This window comes from Pseudomonas sp. MDT1-16, from assembly GCF_054898115.1.
Window position 1 is genome coordinate 5,100,389 of record NZ_CM142717.1, and the last position, 15,493, is coordinate 5,115,881.

13 protein-coding genes are annotated in these 15,493 nt (G+C 57.7%); 2 read left to right on the forward strand and 11 right to left on the reverse strand.

Going from position 1 to position 15,493, the window contains the following annotated elements:
• Positions 1 to 27: 27 nt before the first annotated feature.
• From lpxD to rpsB, 11 genes are all read right to left on the reverse strand, one after another.
• Positions 28 to 1,083 carry a UDP-3-O-(3-hydroxymyristoyl)glucosamine N-acyltransferase gene (gene lpxD / locus ACYZT3_RS23510; protein ID WP_462030872.1) on the reverse strand — a complete coding sequence of 352 codons (1,056 nt, stop codon included), beginning with the start codon at positions 1,081 to 1,083 and terminating at the stop codon, positions 28 to 30.
• Between the two features lie 2 nt (positions 1,084 to 1,085).
• Entirely contained in the window at positions 1,086 to 1,589 is a 504-nt protein-coding gene (locus tag ACYZT3_RS23515; protein ID WP_008028980.1) for an OmpH/Skp family outer membrane protein, read from the reverse strand.
• Between the two features lie 45 nt (positions 1,590 to 1,634).
• Positions 1,635 to 4,025 carry an outer membrane protein assembly factor BamA gene (bamA, locus tag ACYZT3_RS23520; RefSeq protein ID WP_282376966.1) on the reverse strand — a complete coding sequence of 797 codons (2,391 nt, stop codon included), beginning with the start codon at positions 4,023 to 4,025 and terminating at the stop codon, positions 1,635 to 1,637.
• A gap of 74 nt (positions 4,026 to 4,099) precedes the next feature.
• Positions 4,100 to 5,452 (reverse strand): sigma E protease regulator RseP, encoded by a 1,353-nt coding sequence (gene rseP / locus ACYZT3_RS23525; RefSeq protein ID WP_462030873.1) that lies wholly within the window; start codon positions 5,450 to 5,452, stop codon positions 4,100 to 4,102.
• 53 nt (positions 5,453 to 5,505) lie between these two features.
• A complete protein-coding gene (gene ispC / locus ACYZT3_RS23530; protein ID WP_282376968.1) occupies positions 5,506 to 6,696 on the reverse strand; it encodes a 1-deoxy-D-xylulose-5-phosphate reductoisomerase in 1,191 nt (396 codons plus the stop codon).
• The gene (locus ACYZT3_RS23535; protein ID WP_282376969.1) at positions 6,693 to 7,499 is read right to left on the reverse strand and encodes a phosphatidate cytidylyltransferase; all 807 of its coding nucleotides are present in this window, start codon (positions 7,497 to 7,499) and stop codon (positions 6,693 to 6,695) included. The genes ispC and ACYZT3_RS23535 overlap by 4 nt, the downstream gene beginning before the upstream one ends.
• Positions 7,499 to 8,254 carry a polyprenyl diphosphate synthase gene (gene uppS, locus ACYZT3_RS23540; protein WP_282376970.1) on the reverse strand — a complete coding sequence of 252 codons (756 nt, stop codon included), beginning with the start codon at positions 8,252 to 8,254 and terminating at the stop codon, positions 7,499 to 7,501. Before uppS ends, ACYZT3_RS23535 begins: the two co-directional genes overlap by 1 nt.
• 12 nt (positions 8,255 to 8,266) lie before the next feature.
• Positions 8,267 to 8,824 (reverse strand): ribosome recycling factor, encoded by a 558-nt coding sequence (gene frr, locus ACYZT3_RS23545; RefSeq protein WP_282376971.1) that lies wholly within the window; start codon positions 8,822 to 8,824, stop codon positions 8,267 to 8,269.
• Positions 8,821 to 9,564 carry a UMP kinase gene (gene pyrH / locus ACYZT3_RS23550; RefSeq protein ID WP_003172271.1) on the reverse strand — a complete coding sequence of 248 codons (744 nt, stop codon included), beginning with the start codon at positions 9,562 to 9,564 and terminating at the stop codon, positions 8,821 to 8,823. The genes frr and pyrH overlap by 4 nt, the downstream gene beginning before the upstream one ends.
• A 208-nt stretch (positions 9,565 to 9,772) precedes the next feature.
• The gene (gene tsf / locus ACYZT3_RS23555; RefSeq protein ID WP_282376972.1) at positions 9,773 to 10,636 is read right to left on the reverse strand and encodes a translation elongation factor Ts; all 864 of its coding nucleotides are present in this window, start codon (positions 10,634 to 10,636) and stop codon (positions 9,773 to 9,775) included.
• A 192-nt stretch (positions 10,637 to 10,828) separates the two neighbouring features.
• Positions 10,829 to 11,566, reverse strand: coding sequence for a 30S ribosomal protein S2 (gene rpsB, locus ACYZT3_RS23560; protein ID WP_282376973.1), 738 nt, complete (start codon positions 11,564 to 11,566; stop codon positions 10,829 to 10,831).
• 374 nt (positions 11,567 to 11,940) lie between these two features.
• On the opposite strand from rpsB, the gene map reads away from it, so the two are divergent.
• A complete protein-coding gene (map, locus tag ACYZT3_RS23565) occupies positions 11,941 to 12,723 on the forward strand; it encodes a type I methionyl aminopeptidase (protein WP_282376974.1) in 783 nt (260 codons plus the stop codon).
• Positions 12,724 to 12,769: 46 nt separating this feature from the next.
• On the forward strand, positions 12,770 to 15,472 hold the full coding sequence (locus ACYZT3_RS23570; protein WP_282376975.1) for a [protein-PII] uridylyltransferase: 2,703 nt from the start codon (positions 12,770 to 12,772) through the stop codon (positions 15,470 to 15,472).
• Positions 15,473 to 15,493: the final 21 nt, after the last annotated feature.

The window sequence follows — 15,493 nt, forward strand, 5'->3', positions numbered from 1 at the left end:
CTGTGCACACTTGATATGGAAATGGTATCAGCCATCTGATGAAGCATTACCGTCAGGGGTCACTTCCCCTACACGCTTTTCCAGCTGTCGCAGACGTCGCGCGATGTCATCGAGCTGACGGATACGGGCCGCGCTTTTGCGCCATTCGGCTGCTGGTTGCATCGCCGTACCGGAAGAATAGGAACCCTTTTCGGTAATCGAGTGGGTCACCATGGTCATCCCGGTGATAAAAACGTTGTCGCAAATTTCGATATGCCCCACCAGCCCTACACCACCGGCGAGCATGCAATGCTTGCCGATTTTGGTGCTGCCGGAGATCCCCACGCACGCGGCCATGGCGGTGTGATCACCGACCTGCACGTTGTGAGCGATCTGAATCTGGTTGTCGAGCTTCACACCGTTACCCAGCACGGTATCGGCCAGCGCACCGCGATCGATAGCGGTATTCACGCCAATCTCCACATCATCACCGACCAATACACCACCGATCTGGGCGATTTTCTGCCAGACACCTTTTTCGTTGGCAAAACCGAAACCTTCACCACCGAGTACGGCACCCGATTGAATCACCACCCGTTTACCGACGCGAACATCGTGGTACAGCGTGACTCGCGGCGCCAGCCAACCGCCTTCGCCAATCTCGCAGCGGGCACCGATGAAGCAGTGCGCACCAACGGTCACTCCCGCAGCAATACGCGCGCAGCTTTCGATCACCGCAAAGGCACCAATGCTCGCCGCCGGATCGACCACTGCATCCGCTGCCACAACGGCTGTCGGATGAATACCGGCAGCGGCCTTTGGCTTGGGATCAAACAGATGGGAAACCCGCGCGTAGGCCAGATACGGATCAGGCACCACCAGCGCATTACCTGCAAAACCTTCAGCATCAGCGGCCTTCAGCAACAGGGCTGCGGCCCGGCTGTCAGCCAGGTACTTACGGTATTGGGGGTTTGCGAGAAAGCTCAACTGAGCTGGGCCAGCCTCTTGCAAAGTGGCTAGCCCAGTAATTTCTTTCTCCGGGTCGCCACGCAATGTGGCCCCGAGGAACTCGGCCAATTGGCCGAGCTTTATAGTCGCTGTCATGGTTACTTCAGCTGATTCATGCGCTCGATAACCTGGCGAGTGATGTCGTACTGAGGTTTGACATCAATCACTGCGCCACGCTCGAAGACCAGGTCAAAAGCACCTTTCTTGATGACTTCTTCCACAGCGCTGTCCAGTTTCGGCTTGAGTTGCTTCAGCATTTCACGGTCGGCAACGGCTTTGGCTTCGTTCAGTTCCTTGGACTGGAACTGGAAGTCACGGGCCTTTTGCTTGAACTCGAGTTCCAGGCGCTCACGCTCGCCTTGCTGCATCTTGTCGCCGCCAGCCATCAGACGGTCCTGGATGCCTTTGGCACTGCTTTCCAGAGTCTTGAGTTTGGTCAGCTGAGGGCCGAACTTCTTCTCGGCATCCACAGCGTATTTCTTGGCCGCGTCGGACTCCAGCAGAGCCATCTGATAGTTCAGAACGGCGATTTTCATGTCGGCAAAAGCCGGACCTGCTACCAGTACGGTCGCCAGGAGAACCAATTGAGTCAACTTACGCACGATGCACTCCTACAAAATCCATTGTCGTTATCTTGGGTCAAACGCTTAGAACGTCTGGCCGAGGGAGAATTGGAACACTTGAGTCTCAGCTTCATCCGGTTTCTTGATCGGCATGGCCAACGCGAAGCTCAGAGGACCCAGTGCGGTAACCCAGGTCACGCCTACACCGACTGAGCTGGCCACGTTGCTCAGGCTGATGTCGTTGCACGCTGTTTGAGCGGTTGAACCGACATTCGCGTTCGTGGTTTTTTCGCACTTGGAGTCGAAGACGTTACCCACATCCCAGAATACCGAAGTACGCAGCGAACGCTGATCCTTGACGAATGGCAGCGGGAACAACACCTCGACACCCCCCTGGATCAGAACGTTACCACCAAACGGCAGCGGGTCCTGGTCCGGGTCAGCGAGCGTACCGGTGTTACCCGTCACAGCCGCACCGCGACTTGGGGTACTGCGAGGACCGAGGGTGCTGTCCTTGAAGCCACGAACCGAGTTGAAACCACCAGCATAGTAGTTTTCATAGAACGGCAAGCCATCGGTAGAACCGTAACCATCGCCGTAGCCCAGCTCGGTGTGCAGGCGCATGGTGTAGTTCTCAGACAATGGCTGGAACAACTGGCCACGGTAATCAAGTTTGAAGAACGACAGGTCACTGCCAGGCGTGGTGGTTTCCAGTGTCAGGCTTTGGGAATGACCACGGGTCGCCAATACGCCTTTGTTCAGTGTGGACTCGGACCAGCCGGCCGAAGCCTTGAAGTTCAGGTAGTTGTCGCCTTCCTTGTTAACGAAGTCGAAGATCTCGTCAACGGTGTATTGACCGGTCTTGATCTTGTCTTGTTGCGCAGTCAGGCCGAAGGTCAGACGCGAAGTCTCGCTAATCGGGTAACCGACGCTCACGCCCGCACCCAGGCTGTCCACGGCATAGCTGGCTACGTCGACGTCGAGGTCTTTGTAGTCAGTGGTGCGATAGAACGCGTTGTAACCCAGGCTTACGCCATCAGCAGTCCAGTACGGGTCGACATAACCGAAGTTATAGCGGCTCTGGTACTCACTGCGGGTCAAGCCGATGCTGACCTTGTTACCCGTACCCAGGAAGTTGTTCTGGGTGATCGAACCACCGAGGATCAGACCGGCGCTCTGGGCAAAACCGACGCTGGCGGTAATCGAACCGGAGGCCTGCTCTTCAACGCTGTAGTTCACGTCAACCTGATCGTCGACGCCCGGCACAGCCGGCGTTTCGACGTTGACTTCCTTGAAGAAGCCCAGACGCTCAAGACGAGTCTTGGATTGGTCGATCAGGTAGGTCGAAGCCCAGCCGCCTTCCATTTGACGCATTTCACGTCGCAGCACTTCGTCTTCGGACTTGGTGTTGCCGCGGAAGTTGATGCGGTTCACGTAAGCACGCTTGCCTGGATCAACGGCGAAAGTGATGTCGACCGTGTGGTCTTCATCGTGAGGCTGAGGCACGCCATTGACGTTGGCGAAGGTGTAACCCTCGTTACCCAGACGGCGGGTGATCAGCTCGGAAGTGGTGGTCATCAGCTTGCGCGAGAACACCTGGCCTTTCTGCACCAGCAGCAGGGACTTGACCTGGTCTTCAGGGACTTTCAGGTCGCCGCTCAGCTTGACGTCACGGACGGTGTACTTCTCGCCTTCATTGACGTTGACGGTGATGTAGACGTGCTTCTTGTCCGGGGTAATAGACACCTGGGTCGAAGCGATATCCATATTGATATAGCCACGGTCCAGGTAATAGGAACGCAGGCGCTCCAGGTCACCGGAGAGTTTTTCACGAGCGTACTTGTCATCGTTCTTGAAGAACGACAGCCAGTTGGTGGTCTTGAGTTCGAACAGGTCGATCAGGTCTTCATCAGGGAAGACGGTGTTACCCACCACGTTGATGTGCTGGATGGCAGCAACCGTGCCTTCGTTGATATTGACCTTCAGCGCAACGCGGTTACGCGGCTGCGGCACCACTTCGGTGTCGACGGTGGCCGAGTAGCGACCCTGAGCGACGTATTGGCGCTGCAGTTCGTTACGCACACCTTCGAGGGTGGCGCGCTGGAAGATCTCGCCTTCGGACAGACCGGATTGTTTGAGGCCTTTCATCAGGTCTTCAGTGGAGATCGCCTTGTTACCCTCGATCTCGATACTGGCGACCGACGGGCGCTCGACTACCGTGATGACCAGGACGTTGCCATCTCGGCCCAGCTGGATATCTTGAAAGAAACCGGTTTTGAACAACGCACGAGTGGATTCCACCAGGCGACGATCATCCGCCTGTTCACCGACGTTCAACGGCAAAGCACCAAAGACGCTACCCGCGGAGACCCGCTGGAGGCCATTGACGCGAATATCAGAGATAGTGAAGGACTCGGCGTGAACTTCGGCGATCATCAATACGGTGAGAACCGCAGTTAGCAGCAGACGTTTCATGAAGTCCTTTCTTATTCCAACTGGCAATAAACAAACTGCCGCAAAATGCGGCAGATTCGCAATTCAGCGAAGCGTTACAGTCGACCCAGATCATTGACCAGAGCAAGCAACATCACCCCGACCACCAAACTGATACCGATCTGTATCCCCCAACCCTGCACCCGATCCGACAAGGGGCGACCACGCGCCCACTCGATCAGATAAAACAACAAATGCCCCCCATCCAGTACAGGAATGGGCAACAAATTCAGAACCCCCAAGCTAATACTCAGATAAGCAAGGAAATTCAGGAAATCAGCGACACCCGACTGGGCAGAAGCGCCCGCCACTTTAGCAATGGTTATCGGTCCACTCAAGTTTTTTACCGAGAGCTCGCCGAACAACATTTTCTTGAGCGAATCGAGGGTCAGTACACTCATGGTCCAGGTGCGTCGAGCACCCTCCCCAATCGCGGCCACAGGACCGTAACTGACCTCGCGAATCATCTCTGGCGGCCAATCGACTGCTTTCACCCCCGCACCCAGATAACCACTGGGTGCCTTCTTCTCGCCGCGAGCGGCCAGCGTCACAGGGATGTCGATTTGAGCACCATCACGCTCGACGCGCAGCATGATTTTGGTATCAGGGCGCATACGGACCGTGTCCACCACCTGCTGCCAGTCATCGACCGCCTTGCCATCCAGAGCCAACAGTCGGTCACCGGCCTTCAGGCCTGCAGCCTGTGCCGGGCCTTTCGGGTCAAGTTCAGCGAGGACCGGTGGCAGCGCCGGACGCCAAGGGCGTATGCCCAGCGAGCGAATCGGGTCCGGCTCATCGGCACCCTTGAGCCATTTATCCAACGCCAGCTCATGAGGCGAGTCCGCCGTGGAACCCTGATCACGGACCAGCAACTGCAGGGAACCGCTCTCCCCGAGACGACGGACCAGTTGCAGGTTCACCGCAGCCCAGCCGGACGTTGGCTCGCCATCGATGGCGATGATCTCCTGGCCCGGGTTTAAACCCGCCTTGGCGGCGATACTGCCGGATTCGACTGCACCGATGATCGGGCGCACTTGCTCGCTGCCGAGCATTGCGAGCACCCAGAAAAAAATCATCGCCAATAAAAAGTTGGCAATCGGGCCAGCAGCAACGATAGCGATGCGTTGACGGACGGTTTTTCGATTAAAGGATTGATCAAGCTGATCGGCAGGCACGTCGCCTTCGCGCTCATCGAGCATTTTTACGTAACCGCCCAACGGGATCGCGGCGACGACGAACTCAGTGCCTTTCTTGTCGTGCCAGCGCAGCAACGGCATACCGAAGCCCACGGAGAAACGCAGCACTTTGACCCCACAGCGACGCGCGACCCAAAAATGGCCGAATTCGTGGAAGGTGACCAGCACACCCAAAGCCACCAAGGTGCCGACAATCATATAGAGCGCGCTCATCTACTTTCTCCGCAATCCTATCCAGTGCTGCATGGGCCAACGTATTGCAGCACTTAACGCCCGTGACGGCTCAACCATTGTTCGGCCAGAACTCGCGCTTTCGCGTCGGCCGTGAACACTGCCTCGAGATCATCAACCGTAACGACAGGTTCAAGATTCAAGACTTCTTCGATGATACTCGCGATTTCCGGGTAGCGAACCCGCCCGTCGAGAAAGGCCGCGACAGCCACTTCATTCGCCGCATTAAGCATGGCCGGCGCACTATTGCCGGATTCGGCTGCCTGACGCGCAAGGCGCAGACACGGAAATCGCTCTTCATCAGGCGCCTGGAAGTCCAGCCGCGCAATTGTAAACAGGTCCAGCGGCGCAACACCCGAGTCGATTCGCTCCGGCCAGGCCAGCGCGTTGGCGATCGGCGTGCGCATGTCAGGGTTACCTAACTGGGCCAATACCGAACCGTCGATGTAATCGACCAGCGAATGAATCACGCTTTGAGGATGAATCACCACTTCGACCTGGGACGGCTTGGCATCAAACAGCCAGCAAGCTTCGATTAACTCAAGCCCCTTGTTCATCATGCTGGCCGAATCCACCGAAATCTTGCGCCCCATGGACCAATTCGGGTGGGCACACGCTTGCTCAGGGGAAACATGCGCCAGTTCAGCCATAGGTGTCTGTCGGAACGGACCGCCAGAGGCTGTGAGTAAAATCCGACGGACCCCGACGGCACCCAGCCCACGAGCGAAATCCTGTGGCATGCACTGGAAAATTGCGTTGTGCTCGCTGTCGATCGGCAGCAACACCGAACCACTCTTGCGCACCGCCTGCATGAACAGTGCACCGGACATCACCAGTGCTTCTTTGTTGGCCAGGAGGATTTTCTTGCCGGCTTCGACCGCCGCCAGGGTCGGTCGCAAGCCCGCCGCGCCAACGATGGCGGCCATGACCGCATCGACTTCAGGATCGGAGGCAATCTGACACAACCCCTCCTCACCCACCAGCACGCGAGTCGGTAGACCTGCGGCGCGCAAGTCGTCCTGCAAGCCCCGGGCAGCACCGGCCTCAGGCACCACGGCGAACCGCGGCGTATGGCGAACACACAGCGCCAGCAGCTCGCTCAGACGAGTGAAACCGCTCAAGGCGAAAACCTGATAACGCTCGGGATGACGAGCGATGACATCGAGAGTGCTCAGACCAATCGAGCCGGTCGCCCCCAGGACAGTAATCTGCTGAGGGCGGCTCACGGTGCCGCCATCCACAGCAGCACAGCAAACACCGGAATCGCTGCCGTCAGGCTGTCGATACGGTCCAGCACGCCGCCGTGACCCGGCAGCAGATTGCTGCTGTCCTTGATCCCGGACTGACGCTTGAACATGCTTTCGGTGAGATCACCTACCACCGAGATGAACACAATGATGGCAGCACCTATCAGACCTTTAAATAGCTGAGCCACCGTCCAGTCGCGGACCAGACCGACAACGACAGTGATAACCAGACTTAGCGCCAGGCCGCCGTAGACACCCTCCCAGCTTTTGCCGGGACTGACCTGCGGCGCCAACTTGCGTTTGCCAAAGGCCCGACCGGAAAAATAGGCACCGATATCAGCGCCCCAGACCAGCACCATCACCGCCATGATCAGCCAGTTACCCAACGGTTCCTGTTTGATCTGAATCAGACCTTGCCAGGCCGGCAACAGGATCAGCAGACCGATCACCAGCTTGCAGGCAGCGCTGGCCCAATATTCGCTGGTGCGCGGATAAGTCAGCACCAGGTAGGTTGCAACGCCCCACCAAAGCACTGAAGCGCCCAACACCCAAGGCGCAAGCCCGGGCAGGATATGCATGAAAAACAGCATCAACGCGACAACAACCGCATAGGCAACACGGATCGGCTGTTCTGTGAAGCCTGCCAGGCGAGCCCACTCCCATGCACCGAGGGTCACGACCAGCCCGATGAACAGCGCAAAACCGGCGCCCTCGAGCAGGAAAAACCCGCACAGGGCAATCGGCAGCAGGATCAGCGCGGTGATGATTCGTTGTTTAAGCATTAAACCCGGGCCCCAGCCTCGACCTGCTCGCTCGTTTTACCGAAGCGGCGCTGGCGAGAAGCAAAATCGGCCAGCGCATTACGCATGGCATCGTGTTTGAAGTCCGGCCAGAACAGGTCGGAGAAGTACAACTCGGCGTAAGCCAGTTGCCACAGCAGAAAGTTACTGATGCGGTGCTCGCCACCGGTACGGATGCACAAGTCCGGCAACGGCAAATCGCCGGTCGCCAGACAGGTTTGCAACAGTTCCGGTGTGATGTCTTCCGGACGCAGGTGTCCGGCCTGAACTTCCCGCGCCAGACGCTGTGCGGCCTGCGCGATGTCCCACTGACCGCCGTAGTTGGCGGCGATCTGTAGAACGAAGCGATTGGCGCCCGCCGTCATTGCTTCAGCTTCACGCATGGCAGCTTGAAGCTCTGGATGAAAGCGCGAACGGTCGCCAATGATGCGCAAACTGATGTTGTTTTCGTTCAGGCGCTTGGCTTCGCGGCGCAATGCCTTGAAGAACAGATCCATCAAGGCACTGACCTCGTCAGCCGGGCGCTGCCAGTTCTCGCTGGAGAAGGCGAACAGGGTCAATACTTCGACCTTGGCCTCGAAACACACCTCGATCACCGCACGAACTGCATCCACACCCGCTTTATGACCGGCGACACCCGGCATAAAGCGCTTTTTCGCCCAGCGATTATTACCATCCATGATGATCGCGACATGGCGCGGCACCGCGGACGGCGCAACCTGCTTGGTCTTTTCCATGAAACGCGACCCTTATACGGCCATCAGGTCCGCTTCTTTTGCCTTGGTGGCGGTGTCGATATCCGCCTCGGCCTTGTCGGTCAGCTTCTGGATATCCGCAGCGGCACGACGCTCTTCGTCTTCGCTGATTTCCTTGTCCTTGACCAGTTTCTTCAGCTCGCCCAAGGCATCGCGGCGGATGTTACGCACGGCCACGCGAGCGTCTTCAGCGGCGCTACGCGCCTGCTTGGTGAAGCCTTTGCGGGTTTCTTCGGTCAGCGCCGGCATGGAAATCAGCAGCAACTCACCCAGGTTGGTCGGGTTGAGGTTCAGACCAGCGCTCTGGATCGCCTTGTCGACCGCGGCGAGCATGTTGCGCTCGAACGCCACGACTTGCAGGGTGCGGGAGTCTTTTACGGTGATGTTTGCAACCTGGGTGATGGAGGTGTCGGCGCCGTAATACGGCACCATCACGCTGCCCAAAATGCTCGGGTGCGCCTTGCCAGTGCGAATCTGGCCAAATGCATGGTTCAGAGAATCCAGGGATTTCTGCATGCGCTCTTGAGCGTCTTTCTTGATTTCGTTGATCATTGTTGGCCTTCCTCGATCAGGGTCCCTTCAGCGCCGCCATGCACGATGTTCAGCAGGGCGCCGGGCTTGTTCATGTTAAATACGCGCAACGGCATCTTGTGGTCGCGGCACAGGCAAATGGCGGTCAGATCCATCACGCCCAACTTGCGATCCAGCACTTCATCGTAAGTCAGATGATCGAACTTCTCGGCATGCGGGTCTTTGAATGGGTCAGCGGTGTAGACGCCATCGACCTTGGTCGCCTTGAGCACGACATCGGCATCGATTTCGATTGCACGCAGACACGCTGCCGAATCCGTGGTGAAGAACGGATTGCCAGTACCGGCCGCGAAAATCACGACTTCCTTGGCGTTCAGGTGGCGCATGGCTTTGCGGCGATCATAGTGATCCGTCACGCCAACCATGGAAATGGCCGACATCACGATGGCCGAGATATTGGCACGCTCCAGCGCATCGCGCATGGCCAGGGCGTTCATCACAGTGGCCAGCATGCCCATGTGATCGCCAGTGACGCGATCCATGCCGGCCGCGCTCAGTGCCGCACCGCGGAACAGGTTACCGCCACCGATCACCAGACCGACCTGAACACCGATGCCGACCAATTGACCGACTTCCAGCGCCATGCGATCCAGAACTTTCGGATCGATCCCGAACTCTTCCGAGCCCATCAGGGCCTCGCCGCTAAGCTTGAGTAGAATGCGTTTATAGCGAGCCTGATAACCACTGCCCTGCTGAGCCATTGCGAATCTCTCCTGCGGCGTATTTTAAAAATTCTGCGAGCTGTTTACAGCTGGCGTTCACTCTAGCTTGGCACTGCTTCAGCGCCATCGGAACATGGCTTTGTAAGCCAGTTCCAAAAGGAAACCAATTAAAAATTGGTACCCCATCTGAAAAGAGGCTGCGCGCGTAAGCGGGCAGCCTCTTCAGGGCGACAGTTAAAAAACCGTCTTACTTCTTGCTGGCAGCCAGCTGAGCCGCAACTTCTTCAGCGAAGTTGTCTACTGGCTTCTCGATGCCTTCGCCCACTTGGAAACGGGTGAAGGAAACGATTTCAGCGCCGCCTTTCTTGGCCAGGTCACCAACGGTCACTTCAGGGTTCTTGACGAACTGCTGGTTGACCAGGCTGGCTTCGGCCAGGAACTTGCTGATACGACCGGCAACCATTTTTTCAACGATTTCGGCTGGTTTGCCTTTGATCTTGTCTTCGTTGAGGCTCATGAACACAGCTTTTTCGCGTTCGATGGCTTCAGCGGAAACTTGCGATGGCAGCAGGAACTCAGGGTTGCTGGCGGCTACGTGCATCGCGATGTCTTTGGCCAGTTCAACGTCGCCGCCTTTGAGGGCTACAACAACGCCGATCTTGTTGCCGTGCAGATAAGAACCTACAACGTCGCCTTCGATACGAGCCAGGCGGCGAATGTTGACGTTCTCGCCTACTTTACCAACCAGTGTTTCGCGAGCCGGTTCTTGAGCGGCGATCAGCGGAGCTGCGTCGGTCAGTTTGTCGGCGAAGGCTTTTTCTACGCTGGCAGCAACGAAGGCTTTAAAGTCGTCTTGCAGAGCCAGGAAGTCGGTTTGCGAGTTAACTTCAATGATGACAGCAGCTTTGCCGTCTTCCTTGATGCTGATCGCGCCTTCAGCGGCAACGTTGCCAGCTTTCTTGGCAGCTTTGATGGCGCCGGAAGCACGCATGTCATCAATGGCTTTCTCGATGTCGCCGCCAGCCTTGGTTAAGGCTTTTTTGCAATCCATCATGCCTTCGCCAGTACGCTCACGCAGTTCTTTGACCAACGCTGCAGTAATCTCTGCCATTTCAAAAATCCTCTTGGATAGGTTTTCAACCATTCCACCCGATCGAACGGGCGATCAATTCTTCCCGAACCACCCTTGCTGGCTGCTGCAGGCTACAAAGGCTGTAACTGCGCCGCCGACAAACGGTTTTCGAGGTGGCAAAAAGGGGGCCAAGCCCCCTTTTTGCTTACTGAGTTAACGCCAGGGCGTCAATTACTCAGCGGCTGCTACCGGAGCTTCTTCAATGAACTGCTCGGTGCCGCCAGCAACGTGGTTGCGACCGCGGATTACAGCGTCAGCCATCGAACCCATGTACAGCTGGATAGCGCGGATTGCGTCATCGTTGCCTGGGATGATGTAGTCAACGCCTTCCGGGCTGCTGTTGGTATCGACTACGCCGATAACCGGGATGCCCAGCTTGTTGGCTTCGGTGATCGCGATGCGCTCGTGATCAACGTCGATAACGAACAGTGCGTCTGGCAGACCGCCCATGTCCTTGATACCACCCAGGGAACGATCGAGCTTCTCAAGATCGCGAGTGCGCATCAGCGCTTCTTTCTTGGTCAGCTTGGTGAAAGTACCGTCTTCGGCTTGCACTTCAAGGTCACGCAGACGCTTGATGGAAGCACGGATGGTTTTGAAGTTGGTCAGCATGCCGCCCAACCAGCGGTGATCGACGTACGGCGAACCGCAACGTGCTGCTTCTTCAGCAACGATCTTGCCAGCGGAACGCTTGGTGCCGACGAACAGAATCTTGTTTTTGCCCTGGGCCAGACGCTCTACGAAAGTCAGCGCTTCGTTGAACATTGGCAGGGTTTTTTCAAGGTTGATGATGTGAATCTTGTTACGCGCGCCGAAAATGTATTTACCCATTTTCGGGTTCCAGTAACGGGTCTGGTGACCGAAGTGCACACCGGCCTTCAGCATATCGCGCATGTTGACTTGGGACATGATAGTTCCTTAATTAAGTCGGGTTTGGCCTCCACGTATCCCAATGACCAACCAGCAGCATCAGCTGAAGGCACCCAGGTCATCGTGTCGACACGTGTGTGGATTTAGGCTTTTCAGGGGATCCCCGGAAAGCGGCGCATTTTATATCACAAGGCTGAAAAAAACGGAACCCGGATTGTTAAATCCTGGCGCCTGCCTTGGTTCCGCCCCTTGGAATCCTCCAAGGATGCGCCATTCTATAAGGAGAAGCGATGCACAGAGGCTCAGATTTACGCTGCTCGTCTGTTAGAATCGCGTTTTTCAGGGCCGTGAAGACCGATCGCGAAACGCCCATTTCGTTTTAGAAAGCGCCATCGAGCGCAGAGAGAGCCTGTATGACCGTCACCCTCAAAACCCCCGAGGACATCGCAAAAATGCGTATCGCCGGCAAACTGGCCGCCGATGTGCTGGAAATGATTGCCGAACATGTCAAGCCGGGCATCACCACCGAAGAACTGGACCGCCTCTGCCACGACTACATCGTCAACGAGCAGAAAGCCATCCCTGCCCCGCTCAACTACAAGGGCTTCCCGAAGTCGATCTGCACCTCGATCAATCACGTGGTCTGCCACGGTATTCCGAACGAGAAGCCATTGAAGGATGGCGATACGCTGAACATCGACGTCACCGTCATCAAGGACGGCTACCACGGCGACACCAGCCGCATGTTCCACGTCGGCACCGTCCCGGTCTGGGCCGAGCGCCTGTCGCATGTGACTCAGGAATGCATGTACAAGGCCATCGAAATCGTCAAACCCGGCTGCCGCTTGGGCGACATCGGTGAAGTCATTCAGAAGCACGCTGAAAAGAACGGTTTTTCCGTGGTTCGCGAATTCTGCGGTCATGGCATCGGCAAGGTGTTCCACGAAGAGCCGCAGATCCTGCACTACGGACGCGCCGGCACCGGCATGGAACTGAAAGCCGGCATGACGTTCACCATCGAGCCGATGATCAACCAGGGCAAGGCCGACACTAAGGTCTTGGGCGACGGCTGGACCGCGATCACCAAGGACCGCAAGCTGTCGGCACAGTGGGAGCACACCCTGCTGGTGACCGACACCGGTTACGAGATCTTCACCCTGCGCGCCGACGACACCATCGCGCGCGTTTCGGCCTGATCCGAGCCGCGCAGCTCCTCAGCCTTATAGACAGGAAAGCCAATCGATGCCGCAGGTGGATCCCGAACTCTTCGACCGAGGCCAGTTCCAGGCTGAACTGGCCCTGAAGGCTAGCCCGATCGCGGCCTTCAAGAAGGCGATTCGCCAGGCCCGCGAGGTGCTCGACGAGCGCTTCCGCAGCGGCCGCGACATTCGCCGGTTGATCGAGGATCGCGCCTGGTTCGTCGATAACATCCTGCAAAAAGCCTGGGAACAGTTTAACTGGAGCGAAGACGCCGACATTGCACTGGTCGCGGTCGGCGGCTACGGTCGCGGTGAGTTGCACCCTTATTCCGACATCGACTTGCTGATCCTGCTGGACAGCGCCGATCACGAAATTTTCCGTGATTCCATCGAGCGTTTTCTGACGCTGTTGTGGGACATCGGCCTTGAAGTAGGTCAGAGCGTTCGCTCGGTGGACGAATGCGTCCAGGAGGCCCGCGCCGACCTGACGGTAGTCACTAACCTGATGGAAAGCCGCACCATCTGCGGCCCCGAGCGCCTGCGCCAACGTATGCTCGACGTCACTAGCACCGCGCACATGTGGCCGAGCAAGGACTTCTTCCTGGCCAAACGCGCCGAACAGAAGGCCCGTCACCACAAGTACAACGACACCGAATACAACCTGGAACCCAACGTCAAAGGCTCGCCTGGCGGCCTACGGGATATTCAGACGATTCTCTGGGTGGCCCGTCGTGAATACGGCACCCTGAACCTGCGGGCCCTGGCCGGCGAAGGTTTCCTGGTCGAGAGCGAAAACGCCCTCCTGGCCTCCTCCCAGGAATTCCTTTGGAAGGTTCGTTACGCCCTGCACATGCTCGCCGGCCGTTCCGAAGACCGCTTGCTGTTTGATCACCAGCGCACCATTGCCGGGCTGCTGGGTTTCAAAGGCGATGACGCCAAGCAAGCCATCGAAAACTTCATGCAGCAGTATTACCGGGTGGTCATGAGCATTGCCCAGCTCAGCGACCTGATCATCCAGCATTTCGAGGAAGTCATCCTCGCGCCGGAGGACGAAGCGCCGCCGCAGCCGATCAACTCGCGATTCCAACTGCACGACGGTTACATCGAGGCACGCAACGACAATGTGTTCCGACGCACACCGTTCGCCATGCTGGAAATCTTCGTACTGATGGCCCAGCAGCCGGAAATCAAAGGCGTGCGCGCCGATACCATTCGCCTGCTGCGAGAAAATCGCCACCTGATCGATGACGACTTCCGCAACGACATCCGCAATACCAGCCTGTTTATCGAGCTGTTCAAGTGCAAGATCGGCATCCACCGCAACCTGCGACGAATGAACCGTTACGGCATCCTTGGGCGCTACTTGCCGGAGTTTGGCTTTATTGTCGGGCAGATGCAGCACGATCTGTTTCACATCTATACGGTCGATGCTCACACCCTGAACCTGATCAAACATCTGCGTAAGTTGCAGTACACCCAGGTGTCGGAAAAATTCCCGCTGGCCAGCAAGCTCATGGGCAAACTGCCCAAACCCGAGCTGATCTACCTGGCCGGCCTGTACCACGACATCGGCAAGGGCCGGCATGGTGATCACTCGGAAATCGGTGCAGTGGATGCCGAAGCCTTTTGCCAGCGCCATCAGTTGCCGGTGTGGGACAGCCGCCTGATCGTCTGGCTGGTGCAGAACCATTTGGTGATGTCGACCACTGCCCAGCGCAAGGACTTGTCCGACCCGCAGGTGATCCACGATTTCGCGCAGATCGTCGGCGACGAAACCCACCTCGATTATCTGTACGTGCTGACCGTCGCCGACATCAACGCCACCAACCCGACGCTGTGGAACTCCTGGCGGGCCAGTCTTTTGCGCCAGCTCTACACCGAGACCAAGCGTGCCTTGCGCCGAGGCCTGGAAAACCCGGTGGACCGCGAAGAGCAGATTCGCCAGACCCAGAGCGCCGCACTGGACATTCTGGTGCGCGGCGGTACCGATCCGGACGACGTCGAGCAGTTGTGGGCGCAATTGGGCGATGACTACTTCCTGCGCCACACTGCCGGCGACGTGGCCTGGCACAGTGACGCGATCCTCCAGCAGCCGGCCGACGGCGGGCCGCTGGTGCTGATCAAGGAAACCACCCAGCGCGAATTCGAAGGCGGCACCCAGATCTTCATTTACGCACCGGACCAGCACGACTTCTTCGCTGTGACCGTGGCCGCGATGGACCAGCTCAACCTGAACATTCACGACGCCCGGGTCATCACCTCCAGCAGCCAGTTCACCCTCGACACGTACATCGTGCTCGACACCGACGGCGACTCGATTGGGGACAACCCGGCACGGGTCAAGCAAATCCGCGAAGGCCTGACCGATGCCCTGCGCAACCCGGACGATTACCCGACGATCATCCAGCGTCGGGTGCCGCGCCAGCTCAAGCATTTCGCGTTTGCGCCACAGGTGACGATCCACAACGACGCCCAGCGCCAGGTGACGGTGCTGGAGCTCAGCGCCCCGGATCGCCCCGGCCTGTTGGCGCGGATCGGCACAATCTTCCTGGAGTTCGACCTGTCGCTGCAAAACGCCAAGATCGCGACCCTCGGCGAACGCGTGGAAGACGTGTTCTTTATTACCGACGCGAACAACCAGCCGCTGTCCGACCCGCTGCTGTGCAGCCGCTTGCAGGATGCGATCGTCAAACAGCTCAGCGTCAGCCACGAACCCGATATCAAACTGTCGCACATCAGCATCTAGCCGAGCGCCAGGATTCAGCCG